This window comes from Xanthomonas sp. WHRI 8932A, from assembly GCF_035012785.1.
Taxonomy (GTDB): Bacteria; Pseudomonadota; Gammaproteobacteria; order Xanthomonadales; family Xanthomonadaceae; genus Xanthomonas.
On the sequence record NZ_JAYGQQ010000005.1, the window covers coordinates 208,320 to 221,805 of the forward strand.

A 13,486-nucleotide genomic window follows, 5' to 3' on the forward strand; every position below is an offset into this window, starting at 1 on the left:
ATCTTTGAATGTTTTTCCGCTTGATGGCGCTGCGTGTGCCAAGCGCCACAGGTTGTGCGCGCGATCGCGTTTGCGATGTGTGCCGGACGATCAGATGCGTATCGATCGATAGCTGCGGCTGAGTCTGCTGACGAGCGCGCTGCCTGAGCACCACGCCATGATTCGAGGGTGGGACATCGACGCATCGAATGTGGGCGGTGCGACGCCACTGATGCCCAGGGTGTGGGTCGGTAGGCGTTGCCAGGCGCAAGCGCATGAGCCTGTAATCGGCCCGGTGTGCGGGGACGATTGCAGATAGCGGTTCAGCGCTGCGGTGCGCGCTATACGCGGCGTTGGCCTGGGTGGCGCGGTCTTACGCGGTGCGCTGCGTCGCGTTGATGACGTCAACGCAGATGGCATGTGCGGGCACAGGCTGCCACCAGTTGGCTATAGGAGATGGACGGGAGCGCACTGCAGTAGGTGGCGATTGCTGTGCGTAGCAAGCGTGTCTCGCGGTGCGCGATGCGATGCGTCGCGTTGATGACGTCAACGCAGATGGCGTGTGCGGGTACAGAGCGCTGCCACCAGTTGGCTGTAAGAGATGGACGGGAGCGCACTGCGGGAGGCTACGACTGCTGTGCCTAGCATGCGTCTCTCGCGGCGCGCGATGCGCTACGTCGTGTTGATGACATCAACGCAGACGGCGTGCGCGAGCACAGATCGCTGCCACCAGTTGGCTGTAGGAGATGGACGGGAGCGCACTGCGGTAGTTGGCGACTGCTGCGCGCAGCATGCGTGTCTCGCCGTCGGCGCAAAGAGCGGTGATCACGCTCTGTCTCAGTTTGTGGCTTGGTAAATCACGGGATTTTCGGCTTTTCTGTCCAGCAAGGTGCGTGTGCTGGTAAGCGCCATCAGTCGCCGCTCGGACCAGGTGCTTGCGCACAACCGAGTCGTGATCGACAGCGAACATCGCGCTGTCGATCACGTAGCGCATCAGCGCTTGCTCAGGCTCTGCACCGCTTCCACCAGCACGCCGACGTGATCCGGATTCATGTCAGGCGACATGCCGTGACCGAGGTTGAACACGTGGCCCTCGCGCGAGCCGCCGTTGCCTTGGGCGTAGCTGTCCAGGGTCTTGCCGACTTCGCTGCGGATCGCCTCGGGCGAGCCGTACAGGGTGGCCGGGTCCAGGTTGCCTTGCAGGGCGACGCGGCCGCCGGCGCGCTGGGCGGCGTCGGCCAGCGAGATGGTCCAGTCCACACCCACCGCTTCGGCACCGCTGGCGGCCAGGTCGGCCACGTAGGCGCCGTTGCCCTTGCCGAACAGCACCAGCGGAGTGCGCTCGGCGCCGTCGCCGCGTTCGAGTTCGCGCGCGATGCGGGTGAGGTAGGGCAGCGAAAATTCGCGGTACATCGCCGGCGACAGCACGCCACCCCAGGTGTCGAACACCTGCAGCGCCTGCGCACCGGCCGCACGTTGTGCAGACAGGTACGCAATCACCGCATCGGTCACCGTGCTGAGCAGGTGGTGCAGCACGTCCGGGGCATTGAAGGCCATTGCCTTGATGCGCGCGTATTCCTTGCTGCCGCCGCCTTCGATCATGTAGCAGGCCAGCGTCCACGGGCTGCCGGAAAAGCCGATCAGCGGTACCGCGCCATCCAGTTCGCGGCGGATCAGGCGCACCGCGTCCATCACGTAGCGCAGCTCGGTTTCCATGTCCGGCACACCCAGGCGATGGATGGCGGCGGCATCGCGCACCGGGTGACGGAACTTGGGGCCTTCGCCTTCGACAAAGTACAGCTCCAGGCCCATCGCATCGGGGATGGTCAGGATGTCGGAGAACAGGATCGCCGCGTCCAGCGGAAACCGCTGCAGCGGCTGCAAGGTCACTTCGCAGGCGATGTCCGGGTTCTTGGCCATGCCCAGGAAGCTGCCGGCGCGCGCGCGGGTGGCGCGGTATTCCGGTAAGTAGCGGCCGGCTTGGCGCATCAACCACACGGGGGTGCGGTCCACGGGCTGACGGTTGAGGGCGCGCAGCAGGCGATCGTTCTTGAGCATGGGAGATGTGTCCTCAGCGCGGCGCGTCGGCGCCGCCGGTGATGAGTTGGAAACCGCGTTTGAGTTGGGTGTCGCGGGCCTTTTCGAATGCCCGGTCGGCCTCGTCCTGCAGCAGGTACTGGTCGCGTCGCAGTTGCGTGCGCCCACCGATCTGGCCGCTCTCGCGCAGTAGTTCCCAACCACCGAACAGGTCCGGTTGCAGGGTCAGCTGGACGTAGCGGAGCGGCTCGTTGCCGCCGGAATCGTGTTGCAGGAGGATGCGCATGCAGCCGATTGTAGCCGGGCAGTGCTGAAGGCTGGGGGGCAGTGGGCGCGCCGTGCTGCTCCGCTTGCGAAGGTCCATCGCGGGCAGTGGGGCGGAAATCGGTGCCTTGGATGCCTGGTGGCTGATGCGTTGTGCTGCGGTTGTCTGTGCGTAGGAGCGCCGCTGGGCGCGCTGGGTTTTATGGAGAAGGCCCTCGCGCCCAGGGGCGCTCCTACGAAGGCAGCGGTATCCAAAGGCAGCGGTGTCGTGCTGTAGGTGGGTAGGGCTCTGGTCGTAGGAGCGCACCTGGGCGCGATGGGGATTTACCGGCGAGGCCCATCGCGCCCAAGGGCGCTCCTACAAGGCAACGGTATCCAAGCGCAGCAGTGGCGCGCTGTCACATGCGTCGGCCTCGTGGCCGGCGATCAGTTACGTGGTTGGAAAAGGCGTCAGGCCGGACGGTGCGCGGTTGATCGGTGCACAAGCGTTTCGCAGAAACGCCCTGGGCGCGATAGGGTTTTATCGAGAAGGCCCATCGCGCGCAGGCACGCTCCTACGAAGGCAGCGGTATCCAAAGGTAGCGGTGTCGTGCTGTAGGTGGGTGGGGCTCTAGTCGTAGGAGCGCACCTGGGCGCGATGGGGATTTACCGGCGAGGCCCATCGCGCCTAGGGGCGCTCCTACCAATGCAATGTCTTCACGCTGTCAGATCAGTGGGCGTCGGGGCCGGCGTTCGACGGCGGTGTTGCGTGGCCGTCTAGCAATCCGTGCTTGTCTTTGCTGGCAAACCTCGACCTCAACTCAGCCAACCCCAGCTTCAATTAGCCGACGCAACCTCAACCTGCCGACGCACCCTCAACCAGCCGACGCAACCTCAACCAGCCGACGCACCCTCAACCAGCCAACGCAACCCCAACCAGCCAACGCACCCTCAACCAGCCGACGCACCCTCAACCAGCCGACGCAACCTCAACCAGCCGACGCAACCTCAACCAGCCGACGCACCCTCAACCAGCCAACGCAACCCCAACCAGCCAACGCACCCTCAACCAGCCGACGCAACCTCAACCAGCCAACGCAACCTCAACCAGCCAACGCAACCTCAACCGGCCAACGCCACCTCAACCAGCCAACGCACCCTCAACCAGCCAACGTAACCTCAACCGGCCAACGACAACCTCACCCCGCCAGAATCCGCAGCACCGCCGCCTCGTCCACATCGGGCACCACTTCGGCCTTGCCGATGCCGCGCCACAGCACCAGGCGCAGCCGGCCGGCGACGTTCTTCTTGTCCAGGCGCATGCGCCCCAGCAGGGCCTCGGGCGACAGGCCGGGCGGGATCTCGGTGGGCAGGTCGAACTCTTGCAGCAGGGTGCGCAGCGCCTCGGTGTCCTGCGCGTCGCTCATGCCCAGCGCGGCCGACAGGCGCGCGGCCAGCACCATGCCCACCGCCACCGCTTCGCCATGGTTGAGGTTGTCGTTGCCGGGCGCGCCGTAGCCTTGCTCGGTCTCGATGGCGTGGCCAAAGGTGTGGCCGAGGTTGAGCAGGGCGCGCTCGCCTTTTTCCAGCGGGTCGCGCGCCACGATCTCGGCCTTGTGTTCGCAGCTGCGGGCAATGGCCTGTGCCAGCGCCGCGGCGTCGCTGTCGAGCAAGGCGCGGCGTTCGGCGTGCAGCCACTGGAAGAACAGCGGGTCGCGGATGGCGCCGTACTTGATCACTTCGGCAAGGCCAGCGCGCAGTTCGCGGGCGGGCAGGGTGTGCAGGGTGTCGGTATCGGCGATCACCGCGCGTGGCGGATGGAAGGCGCCGACCAGGTTCTTGCCCTGCGGGATATCCACCGCGGTCTTGCCGCCGACCGACGAATCCACCATCGCCAGCAGGCTGGTTGGCAGCTGCACGCAGTCCACGCCGCGCATCCAGCAGGCGGCGGCGAAGCCGGCCAGGTCGCCGACCACGCCGCCGCCGAGCGCGAACACGCAGGCATCGCGAGTGGCGCCCAGTTCGGCCAGCGCGGTGATGGCGGCGCCGAAGTTGTCCAGCGTCTTGGAGGCTTCGCCGGCGGCGATCACCAGCTCGCCCAGTTGCAGGTCCGGGCGCGCCCGCAGCAGCGCGCTGCGCACGCCGGCCGCGTAGTGCGGCGCCACCTGCGTGTCGCTGAGCAACAGCACGTGGCGGCCGCGCACATGGCTGGCCAGGCGCGCGCCGTCGGCCAGCAGGCCGGGAGCAATGGTGATGGTGTACGGCTGCGCACCGTCGACATCGACGCTGCGCGAGGAACGGGGAAGTGTCATGCGGGGGTACTCGACATGCGCCATTGCGCAGCCAGGCGCAGCACCAGCTGCGCGGTGGCCTCGGCGGGGGAGAAGTGATCGGTTTCCAGGGTGAGGTCGGCGACCTCCTGATACAGCGGGGTGCGATGTGCGGCCATCGCGTGCAGCACCTGCTCGCGGTCGGCGCGCTGCAGCAGCGGGCGATTGCGGTCGCGCGCCAGCCGGGTGAGTTGCGCCGGCACGCTCACGTGCAGATAGACCACAAACCCGCGCTCACGAATCCGCGCGCGGTTGAGCGGATCCAGCACCGCGCCGCCACCGGTGGAAATGAGTTTGTTGTCCTGTTGCAACAGCGCCTGCAAGGTCTCGGTTTCATGCTGCCGAAAGCGCGCTTCGCCATGCTGTTCGAAGATGGCGGGGATGCTGCTGCCCACGTGTTCGACAATGGCCTGATCCACATCCACAAACTCCAGCCCGAAGCGCTCGGCCAGGCGGCGGCCGATGCAGCTTTTTCCGGCGCCCATCGGGCCGATCATCACGAGATTGGGTGCGGGGTTCATGCGCACGGATCGTAGCATTCTGCACGCGCGGACCGGGCCGCCCGATGTGCGCTAATACCAGCGCGTCCCGCGCATGGCCGGTGCCTGCCGCAGCAACCGCGCGCCCATGGCAATGCCAACTGCGCAGGCGGCGACAGCCAGCCCATGCGACAAGCGCGTGCGATGCGCCCACAATGGGCGCTTGTCCTGCTGCCACCTACCGTCATGCCCGATCTGTACGCAGAAGCGCTTGCCACCTTTACCGCGCTGTATGCCGAGGCGCAGAACAGCGCCGAGCTGGAAGCCAGCGCAATGACCGTGGCCACCGCCAACGTGGATGGGCGGCCGAGCGCGCGCACCGTGCTGCTCAAGGCCTTCGACACGCGCGGATTCGTGTTCTACACGCATCTGGACAGCGCAAAAGGCCGCGATCTGCAGACCCATCCGCAGGCGGCGCTGCTGTTCTTGTGGCGCAGCTTGCGCGAGGCCGGCATCCAGGTGCGTATCGAAGGCGGCGTGCAGCTGGTGAGCGCGGACGAATCGGACGCGTATTTCGCCTCGCGCCCGCGCATGAGCCAGATCGGCGCGTGGGCTTCGTTGCAATCGCAGACGCTGGGCTCGCGCGAGGAGTTCGATACGGCGATCGCCAAGGTCGAAGCCACCTTCGAAGGCCGTGAGGTGCCGCGTCCGGACGGCTGGGGCGGCTTCCGGGTGGTGCCGCAGGCGTTCGAGTTCTGGTACGGCGCCAAGTTCCGCCTGCATGAGCGCTGGCGCTATGAGGCCGATGCGGCCAGCCGGTGGACCAAGCGGATGCTGTACCCGTAAGTCCGGCCATCTGCGGCGCGCTCGCGGGCGAGCCGCTGGCGCACGGTGCGGTATTGGCGCTGCGACGCCTGCTAAAGAGAGGGCGCACCCGGTCGGTGCCACGTACCGCTGCCTTGGCGTGCAGGCGCGCGATGCCTGGCGCCTGGCCTCTGCCGCCCTGTCCGGACGCCTCGCTGCCCTGGGTAGACCGAGACCTGGCCGTGCTGCTCACCTGCCCAAGCCGCGGCACTGGATGCGGCATAACCGGTGCCAAACGGCACGTTCTGCCGGTCGCGAACAGTCTGTAGTATGTCCGCCCATCGCTTGACCATCGTTTCCAAAGGACAGGACATCGTATGACGCAGTACACCACTGTCGAATTGCACGGCCTGCTGGCCGAGCGCTACCGCGACCAGCCGATCGAGGTCGAGTTGATCGACGGGCTGGAACCGGCCATCAACCTCATCCTGGCCGACCACGGCGACATGCAGATCCAGGTTGCCGCCTCCGGCTCGCAGGTGTTCGTTTCCACGCTGCTGGCCAACGCCGACCAGGTCAGCGACCGCGCAGCCTTCAACGACGCCTGCCTGCGGCTCAATCCGCTCAATCCCTTGTCCAACCTGGGCCTGGTCCAGGTCGATGGCAAGGATGCCTATGTGGTCTTCGGCGAGCTGTCGGCGTCGTCCACGCTCGACCAGATCGACGAGGAAATCCAGACCCTGGCGGCCAATACGCTGGATGCCGCCGAATCTCTCAAGCCGTTCTTTTCCTAAAGGCGTGTTGTCATGAGTATTTTTTCCAAACTGATCACGCTGCTGCGTGGCACCGCACATGAAACCGGCCAGAAAGCGGTCGACGCCAACGCGTTGCGCATCCTGGACCAGGAAATGCGCGATGCCGGCGCCCAGCTCACGCGCTCGCGCGAAGAGCTGACCAAGCTGATGGCGCAGAGCAAGCTGGCGCAGCAGAAGATCGACGCGCGTGGCGGCAAGATGGCCGAGTACACGCGTTATATCGAAGGCGCGCTGGCCAAGAACGACGAAGCGCTGGCGCATGACGTGGCGGTCAAACTGGCCGCGCTGGAAAGCGAAGACGCCGGCGACAAGGCGTCCAAGACGTCGCTGGACCAATCGGTGGTGACGCTCAAGGCCACCATCCAGAAGACCGAAAACCAGCTGCGCGGCATGCGCCAGCAGATCGACACCGTCAAGGCCACCGATGCAGTGCAGAAGGCGCAGGCCGCCATCGCTGCGCGGCATTCCGGTGCCAGCAGCAAGATGGGCTCGGCACTGGAATCGCTGGAGCGTATCAAGGCGCGCCAGGCCGAAACCTCCGCACGCATCGAATCGGCCGAAGAGCTCGAATCGTCCACTGGCGATGGCGATCTGAATCGGCGTCTGGCCGCAGCCGGCCTGATGGAAGGCGAATCCAATGCAGCCGCGGTGCTGGCACGCTTCAAGAAGCCGGCCGCCCAACTCGGCCACGACACCGCCAGCGGGACCGCGCCGTTGATCGGCCAGGTGCGCGACGTGCAGCAGGTTCCCCGCAGCGACAGCTAACTTAGAACAGCTAATAAAACGACTGTGCTCACCGCCAGGCGGGCGCGGCCGGTGCTCGGAATCCTCATGTACCACTCGTACACTCCGGTTCCTGCGCGTCGTCCACACCCACCTGGCGACTGCTCGCTACGTTTTGTCAGCCGCTCTTACAGCGCCACGGCACAGGACGCGCCATGATCATTGTTGGAAAGCTGTTCCGGGTCTTGCGGCGCCATGTGCGCCGCGTCAGTTGGGGCATGGTGGCGCTGGCGTTGCTGGCCCACATGGGCCTGAGCTGGGCGTTGCTGTGGCTGGCTGGCGAGCACAAGCTGGTCGGTCTGGATGCGTTTCCGTATTACTACATGACCACCGCCACCACCATCGGCTATGGCGACCTGTCGCCGGGCTCGGTGGCCGGGCGCTATATCGCCGCGTTCGTGTTGATGCCGGGCGCGGTGGCGTTGTTCGCCACGGTGCTGGCCAAGACCAGCGGCGTCCTCATCACGTTTTGGAGGCGTCATTCCATGGGCAAGATGGCCTACGCCGATTTGAGCGGGCACACCATTTTGATCGGCTGGCAGGGCGCGGCCTCGGCACGCTTGCTGGAGCTGCTGCTGTCGGACACCGCCACCGACGACGAAGGCGTGGTGCTGATCGCCGAAGGCGTCGCTGAAAACCCGATGCCCGACCACATGCGCTTTGTCGCCGCCGAGTCCTACACGCATACCGAGGTGTACCTGCGCGCCGGCATCGCCGGCGCGGCGCGGGTGATCGTCAATCCGCCGTCCGACGACCAGACCCTGGCCGCGGTGTTCGCGTTGATGGCGCATGCGCCGCGCGCGCATGTGGTGGCGCATTTCGACTCGGCCAGCGCCGCGCGTCTGGTCAACCACCATTACCCGGCCATCGAGTGCACGCGCCCGATGACCGCCGAAATCCTGGCCCGCGCCGCGCAGGACCCGGGCAGTGCCGCCATCACCGCCGAGTTGTTGTCGGTGGACGATGGCCCCACCCAGTTCAGTCTTGCCGTGCCTGCGGAGGTGGACGCGCTGGATTACAGCCGGCTCGCCGCCGATTTCAGCCAGCGCGGCGCTTTGCTGCTGGGGCTGCGTGCGCCCGATGGCGCATTGCGCTTGAACCCGCCAGCACGCACCGCTGTCGCCGGCGGTGCCATGCTGTATTACCTGGCCGAACAGCGGGTGCCAGCGCAGGCGATTGCGTGGCAGGCACTGCGCGCCGCCGACCCCATTCCTGCATCGCCACAAGGTGTTTGACGATGAGTTTTTTCAGCAAGTTGTTCGGCCAACCGCAACCCCCACCGTTGCCCAGCTCCGGCACCGGCGCCATCGGGCACGCACTGCCGCTGGGCCTGCGCGTGGGGGGGCAGGTGGCCATCGATACCACGCTGTACCGCATGGCGCCGGATGCCATGACCGCCGAGTTGCCGAGCGGCAATCAGGGCATCCCGTGCTATGGCCACGTCAATCTGGGCGATGGTTATTCGCTGCACCGGTTCTATCTGGACGACGATGCGTTTTTGCAGGTCACCACCGTGGGCGGCGATCTGGAGGCGATGAAGGCATTCGTGTATTGCGAGACGGTGAACCCGCCGAGCAAGCAGGCGTTTCAGGAGTTCGTGATGCGGCACCCGCACCTGGGCGCGGCGCAGATCGAGTACGCCGGCAAACGCTGGGAGCGCGCCACCCAATCCACCGATGATGCCGCGCGCATTCCGCCGATCGCCTACGACGAGGTGCTGTACCGCTATCAGCCGCCGCGCCGCGATGGCGACCTGACCCATTACGCCATGCTCTACAGCCGCGATGTGCCCGAGCTGCAGCGCGAAGAGTTCCTGCTGGTGACCGGCGAGGATTCCGGCCCCAACGAATTTTGCGTGACCTACGCGGTCGGTATCGACGTCACCGTCGCCGACCTGGACATCACCTGAGCGCGCGCTAGCCCTTCACTCAACCGGTCCTGTCATGAATCCGATCAATCTGCAGAGTTTTCTCGCGTTTCTTTCCTACTTCGGTACCGGCCTGGGCGTGTTGATCGTCGCGGTGGTGCTGGTGACCCTGGTCACCCCGCACAAGGATTTCACCTTGCTGCGGCAAGGCAATGTGGCTGCCGCCACCGCGCTGGCCGGCAACCTCATCGGGGTGGCGCTGCCGTTGCATTCGGCCATCACCCATTCGGTGAGTCTGATCGATGCCTTGATCTGGGGCGTGGTCGCCTGCGGTATCCAGGTGGTGGCGTATCTGCTGGCCAACCTGGTGGCCGGACGCATCTCGCGGCAGATCACCGACAACGTCGCCGCCGCCGGTATTTTTTCTGCCGGCGTGTCGATCGCGGTTGGCCTGATCAACGCCGCAGCGATCACGCCGTAACGGAGCCTGCGCCATGAAGCGATCACGCAATCTCAAGCTCACCCTGATGGCGGCATTGCCGGCCGCGCTGGTCACCGGCTGTGGCTCGGAGCCGGAAACCGGCGTGGTGCTGCAGTCGGCCTCCGACTGCTACCAGGTCAAGCAGGAACAGAACGACATCCAGCAATGCCTCAAGGCCTACGACGAAGCGGTGGCCAAGCACCAGCAGGCCGCGCCGCGTTTCAACACGCGCTATGAGTGCGACGAACAGTTCGGTAGCTGCACCGCGGTGCAGAATCAGGGCCAGCAGAGCTGGATTCCGCCGATGGGCGGTTTTTTGCTGGGTTACGCGCTGGGCAACATGACCGGCGGTGGCGGCTATCGCTACGGCGGCTCGATTCCGCTGTATCGTGATTACCGCAGCGGCGGCTATTACAAGCCCAATGGCGATCTGGCCAGCAATCGCATCGGCAGCGTGCGCGGACGTAGCGGTGCGATCGATATGCCGACGCGTGCGATCACCGTGTCGCGCTCGGGCTTTGGCTCCAGTGCGGCGGCACGCAGCTCGTTCGGCAGCGGCGGGCGCAGTTCCGGGTTCGGCGGCTGACATGCAACGCATTGCAATTGCCGAACGCCCGGATTGGCGCACGCAGGCCGAGTCGCTCGGTTTCCATTTCCACACCATCGACGGCGAGCCGTATTGGGACGAACGCGCGTACTACGCCTTTTCGTTGCGGCAGATCGAAGACGACATCGAAGCGCCCACCCAAGACCTGCACGACATGGCGATGCAGTTGGTGGACGAAGTGGTCGGCTCCGAGGCGCTGCTGACCAAGCTGGCCATCCCGCCGTTTTACTGGGACTGGATCGCCAACTCCTGGAAGAACCGCGACCCGCATCTGTATGGCCGCATGGACCTGGCGTACTCCGGCAACGGCCCGGCCAAGTTGTACGAGCTCAATTACGACACGCCTACCTCGTTGTATGAGGCTGCGTATTTCCAGTGGTTGTGGCTGGAGCAGCAGATCGCCGCCGGCGTGCTGCCAGCGGGCACTGATCAGTACAACCTGATCCAGGATCTGTTGTGCGAAACGCTGGGCGCGCTGGCGGTGGATGGCGGGTTGGGTGCGCAGATGCATTTTTCGGCGGTGCGCGACTCGCTGGAAGACCGCGCCACTGTGCGTTATCTGCGCGATTGCGCGCATCAGGTCGGCATTGCGACCGAAGAAGTCGCCATCGAAGACATCGGCCTGAGCGCCGAAGGCTGGTTCACCGATGACCAGGACCGCGTGATCCAGACCTTGTTCAAGCTGTATCCGCTGGAATTCATGATGGAAGAGCGCTTCGGCCCGGCGTTGATCGCCAACCGCGTGCGCCTGATCGAACCGGCATGGAAATCCGTATTGAGCAACAAGGGCATCCTGCCGCTGCTGTGGGAACGCCATGAAGGGCATCCCAATCTGCTGGCAGCCCGTTTTGCGCAGGCCGGCGAAGCACCCGCTGCCGGTTGGGTACGCAAACCGCTGCTCTCGCGCGAAGGCGCCAACATCGCGCTGGTCACCGCGCAAGGCGAGGCCGCACACACCGATGGCCCGTATGTGGACGGCCCGGCGATCCTGCAGGCGCACCACCCGTTGCCGGTCTTCGATGGCCGCCATGCGCTGGTGGGCAGTTGGGTGGTGGCCGATCGCCCCGCCGGGTTGGGCATGCGCGACGACGATGGCCCGATCACCCGCGACACCTCGCGCTTCGTGCCGCATGTGATCGTGGACTGATCTCAACGCGTCGGCGCGTTGCAGATAGGCGATGTGGTCGTACCGACGATGCGCACCACGCGTGTCCAGGTAACTGCGGCGTTTGCTTTGCATACGCCGCAGTTGCGCGCAAGCCCTGCGGGCTGTGCGACGCAGCGCAGGTTTTCCACACCCCCTGTGGATGGAACTTGCACAAGGCTGTGGACAACTGCGTGTAGGCCCCGGCCCGCAACGCTGTCAAGATGGGTGGCGAAAAAATGACCAATCGCTCGCGGTGGGCAAGCCGGCGCAGGTTTTGCAGCGATCTGGACAGAATCGGCAAACTTCTGGAAGCGCTCTGCGTCGCGATGTCACTGCGGATGCAGTCGGCCAACCAGGCATGATCGTTTGCAGAAGGCCTGCACAACGTATCCGCGTCGATCCGATGCGCATGCGGCATCCGCCTATCCGCACTACAACTCACCGCGCCAACCACGCAGCCCTCGTCACACTCGCCGCGCCACAAAGAAGCCCGCCATCGCCAGCAACCAGGCCAGCGCGAAGACGCTCAGGTAGGCCGCCCATGGTGCCGACGCCAACAGCGCGGCGAAGAGCGCGCCGGCCAGCGCCAGCATGCCGGCAACGGCAATCGCTTCGCTCAGTTGCATCGCAGAGCTGTTGGCGCCTTGCTGCGCCGGTGGCGACAAGGCCAGCGTCAGCACCGACAGGCTGGGATACACCAGGCCCATGCCCAGGCCGGTCAGCGCCCAGCCGGCGACTGCCAGCGGCACCGGAATCGCCGGCCACACCGCGCCTGCGCCGATCACGATGCCCAGCGTCATCAGCAGCGCGCCGGTCTTGAGCAGGCGCGGCCGCGACCAGCCGGCGCGGCTGTGGCCCTGGTACCACGAGCCACTGAACCAGCCGAGCGCGCCTACGCTCAGTGCCACGCCCGCCAGCAGCGGCGTGAGCCCGCGTTCGCGCGACAGCAGCAACGGCAAGAACGCCTCGAACCCGAAGAACGCCGCCGCGGCGATGCCACGCAGCGCGATCACGCTGGGCAACCCGCGCGCCAGCCGCAGCGTGCCGTCCGGCAACAGCTGCCACGCGCAATACAGCGTGAGCAACAGCGGCGGCAGCATCGCGCCCAGCGCAGTCATGCCGCGCAACTGACCGCCCAGGTACACGCCCAGTACGCCCAACGCCGCGCCGATGGCCCAGCCCAGCGAGGCAGTCGGCGCGGCGGGATCCGCATTGGTCCAGCTCCGCCCGCGCAGTGCCGGCCACAGCATCAACCCGGCCGGAATCGCCAGCAGCGGCACCGATAGAAACACCCAACGCCAGCCCACGTGCTGCACGATCAACCCACTGATGCTCGGCCCGATCAACGACGGCACCACCCAGCCGGCGGAGAAGGCGGCAAACACGCGTGGCCGCAACGCTTCCGGATACAGCCGCCCGACAATCACGTACAACGCCACCGAATACGCGCCGGCGCCCAGCCCCTGCAACAGGCGCCCGGCGATCAGCGACGGCATGCTCGGCGCCAGCCCGGCGATCAATAGCCCGATCACAAAACACAGCAGCCCGACGCCCAGCGCGCCGCCGGGGCCGCGACGGTCGCTCCAGCGCCCGGCGGCGGTCATGCCCACCACGCTGGTGGCCAGTGTGCCGCCAAAGGCCAGCGCGTACAGCGGCAAGCCGTTCAACTCGCGCGCCACGGTGGGCATGGCGGCGGCCACCGCCAGCGATTCGAAGGCATTGAGCGATACCAGCGCGACCATGCCGAGCGTGGCGGCGCGATATGGCGCTGCCAGGATCGAGGTGGGGTGCGTGGCGTGGGGCGGTGTGGCGGGCAGGGCGGTATCGGTGGGCATCGAACATCCAGAGCGAGTGAGCAGGGGCGTGACCGTGGCGCTTGCGTCGGTCATGGCCGCGCAGCATCCTGCCTCAACC

The 13,486-nt window shown here is 66.2% G+C and carries 14 protein-coding genes and 1 other RNA gene; 9 read left to right on the forward strand and 6 right to left on the reverse strand.

Annotated features, from left to right (window positions below; all coding sequences use genetic code 11):
* Positions 1 to 670: 670 nt before the first annotated feature.
* The 5 genes from VC212_RS09935 to VC212_RS09955 all read right to left on the reverse strand — a co-directional run bounded on the left by VC212_RS09935 (position 671) and on the right by VC212_RS09955 (position 5,110).
* Positions 671 to 973, reverse strand: a complete 303-nt coding sequence (locus tag VC212_RS09935) for a hypothetical protein (RefSeq protein ID WP_323515381.1) — start codon at positions 971 to 973, stop codon at positions 671 to 673.
* Positions 973 to 2,037, reverse strand: coding sequence for a uroporphyrinogen decarboxylase (gene hemE, locus VC212_RS09940; RefSeq protein ID WP_055849442.1), 1,065 nt, complete (start codon positions 2,035 to 2,037; stop codon positions 973 to 975). The genes VC212_RS09935 and hemE overlap by 1 nt, the downstream gene beginning before the upstream one ends.
* Before the next feature lie 13 nt (positions 2,038 to 2,050).
* Complete coding sequence (locus VC212_RS09945) at positions 2,051 to 2,302, reverse strand: WGR domain-containing protein (protein ID WP_039414382.1); 252 nt, start codon at positions 2,300 to 2,302, stop codon at positions 2,051 to 2,053.
* Positions 2,303 to 3,458: 1,156 nt separating this feature from the next.
* Complete coding sequence (gene aroB, locus VC212_RS09950) at positions 3,459 to 4,571, reverse strand: 3-dehydroquinate synthase (RefSeq protein WP_323515295.1); 1,113 nt, start codon at positions 4,569 to 4,571, stop codon at positions 3,459 to 3,461.
* On the reverse strand, positions 4,568 to 5,110 hold the full coding sequence (locus VC212_RS09955) for a shikimate kinase (RefSeq protein WP_055850381.1): 543 nt from the start codon (positions 5,108 to 5,110) through the stop codon (positions 4,568 to 4,570). The genes aroB and VC212_RS09955 overlap by 4 nt, the downstream gene beginning before the upstream one ends.
* Before the next feature lie 204 nt (positions 5,111 to 5,314).
* On the opposite strand from VC212_RS09955, the gene pdxH reads away from it, so the two are divergent.
* The 9 genes from pdxH (at position 5,315) to VC212_RS10000 (ending at position 11,572) form a co-directional block, all read left to right on the forward strand.
* A complete protein-coding gene (gene pdxH, locus VC212_RS09960) occupies positions 5,315 to 5,914 on the forward strand; it encodes a pyridoxamine 5'-phosphate oxidase (RefSeq protein ID WP_323515293.1) in 600 nt (199 codons plus the stop codon).
* Between the two features lie 335 nt (positions 5,915 to 6,249).
* Positions 6,250 to 6,666 (forward strand): YjfI family protein, encoded by a 417-nt coding sequence (locus tag VC212_RS09965; protein WP_055849451.1) that lies wholly within the window; start codon positions 6,250 to 6,252, stop codon positions 6,664 to 6,666.
* 12 nt (positions 6,667 to 6,678) lie between these two features.
* Positions 6,679 to 7,452: a PspA/IM30 family protein gene (locus VC212_RS09970; protein ID WP_115513536.1), complete on the forward strand. Its 774-nt coding sequence runs from the start codon at positions 6,679 to 6,681 to the stop codon at positions 7,450 to 7,452.
* A gap of 66 nt (positions 7,453 to 7,518) precedes the next feature.
* Positions 7,519 to 7,594: non-coding RNA, sX9 sRNA (locus VC212_RS09975), on the forward strand.
* A 31-nt stretch (positions 7,595 to 7,625) separates the two neighbouring features.
* Positions 7,626 to 8,705: an ion channel gene (locus VC212_RS09980; protein ID WP_115554296.1), complete on the forward strand. Its 1,080-nt coding sequence runs from the start codon at positions 7,626 to 7,628 to the stop codon at positions 8,703 to 8,705.
* Positions 8,702 to 9,379 (forward strand): YjfK family protein, encoded by a 678-nt coding sequence (locus tag VC212_RS09985; RefSeq protein ID WP_323515292.1) that lies wholly within the window; start codon positions 8,702 to 8,704, stop codon positions 9,377 to 9,379. Before VC212_RS09980 ends, VC212_RS09985 begins: the two co-directional genes overlap by 4 nt.
* A gap of 34 nt (positions 9,380 to 9,413) precedes the next feature.
* On the forward strand, positions 9,414 to 9,818 hold the full coding sequence (locus VC212_RS09990; RefSeq protein WP_115513533.1) for a DUF350 domain-containing protein: 405 nt from the start codon (positions 9,414 to 9,416) through the stop codon (positions 9,816 to 9,818).
* A gap of 13 nt (positions 9,819 to 9,831) precedes the next feature.
* Positions 9,832 to 10,404, forward strand: coding sequence for a DUF1190 domain-containing protein (locus VC212_RS09995; RefSeq protein WP_115513532.1), 573 nt, complete (start codon positions 9,832 to 9,834; stop codon positions 10,402 to 10,404).
* Between the two features lies 1 nt (position 10,405).
* The gene (locus VC212_RS10000; protein WP_323515291.1) at positions 10,406 to 11,572 is read left to right on the forward strand and encodes a glutathionylspermidine synthase family protein; all 1,167 of its coding nucleotides are present in this window, start codon (positions 10,406 to 10,408) and stop codon (positions 11,570 to 11,572) included.
* Positions 11,573 to 12,036: 464 nt separating this feature from the next.
* Here VC212_RS10000 and VC212_RS10005 read toward each other — a convergent pair whose 3' ends face one another.
* Positions 12,037 to 13,407, reverse strand: a complete 1,371-nt coding sequence (locus tag VC212_RS10005; RefSeq protein WP_323515290.1) for an MFS transporter — start codon at positions 13,405 to 13,407, stop codon at positions 12,037 to 12,039.
* Positions 13,408 to 13,486 lie beyond the last annotated feature (79 nt).

Coding starts and splice junctions, on each gene's coding strand:
- pdxH (WP_323515293.1), top strand. CDS start 5,315: ATGCCCGATCTGTACGCAGAAGCGCTTGCCACCTTTACCGCGCTGTAT.
- VC212_RS09955 (WP_055850381.1), bottom strand. CDS start 5,110: ATGAACCCCGCACCCAATCTCGTGATGATCGGCCCGATGGGCGCCGGA.
- VC212_RS09945 (WP_039414382.1), bottom strand. CDS start 2,302: ATGCGCATCCTCCTGCAACACGATTCCGGCGGCAACGAGCCGCTCCGC.
- VC212_RS09970 (WP_115513536.1), top strand. CDS start 6,679: ATGAGTATTTTTTCCAAACTGATCACGCTGCTGCGTGGCACCGCACAT.
- VC212_RS09965 (WP_055849451.1), top strand. CDS start 6,250: ATGACGCAGTACACCACTGTCGAATTGCACGGCCTGCTGGCCGAGCGC.
- hemE (WP_055849442.1), bottom strand. CDS start 2,037: ATGCTCAAGAACGATCGCCTGCTGCGCGCCCTCAACCGTCAGCCCGTG.
- VC212_RS10005 (WP_323515290.1), bottom strand. CDS start 13,407: ATGCCCACCGATACCGCCCTGCCCGCCACACCGCCCCACGCCACGCAC.
- VC212_RS09980 (WP_115554296.1), top strand. CDS start 7,626: ATGATCATTGTTGGAAAGCTGTTCCGGGTCTTGCGGCGCCATGTGCGC.
- aroB (WP_323515295.1), bottom strand. CDS start 4,571: ATGACACTTCCCCGTTCCTCGCGCAGCGTCGATGTCGACGGTGCGCAG.
- VC212_RS10000 (WP_323515291.1), top strand. CDS start 10,406: ATGCAACGCATTGCAATTGCCGAACGCCCGGATTGGCGCACGCAGGCC.
- VC212_RS09995 (WP_115513532.1), top strand. CDS start 9,832: ATGAAGCGATCACGCAATCTCAAGCTCACCCTGATGGCGGCATTGCCG.
- VC212_RS09990 (WP_115513533.1), top strand. CDS start 9,414: ATGAATCCGATCAATCTGCAGAGTTTTCTCGCGTTTCTTTCCTACTTC.
- VC212_RS09935 (WP_323515381.1), bottom strand. CDS start 973: ATGCGCTACGTGATCGACAGCGCGATGTTCGCTGTCGATCACGACTCG.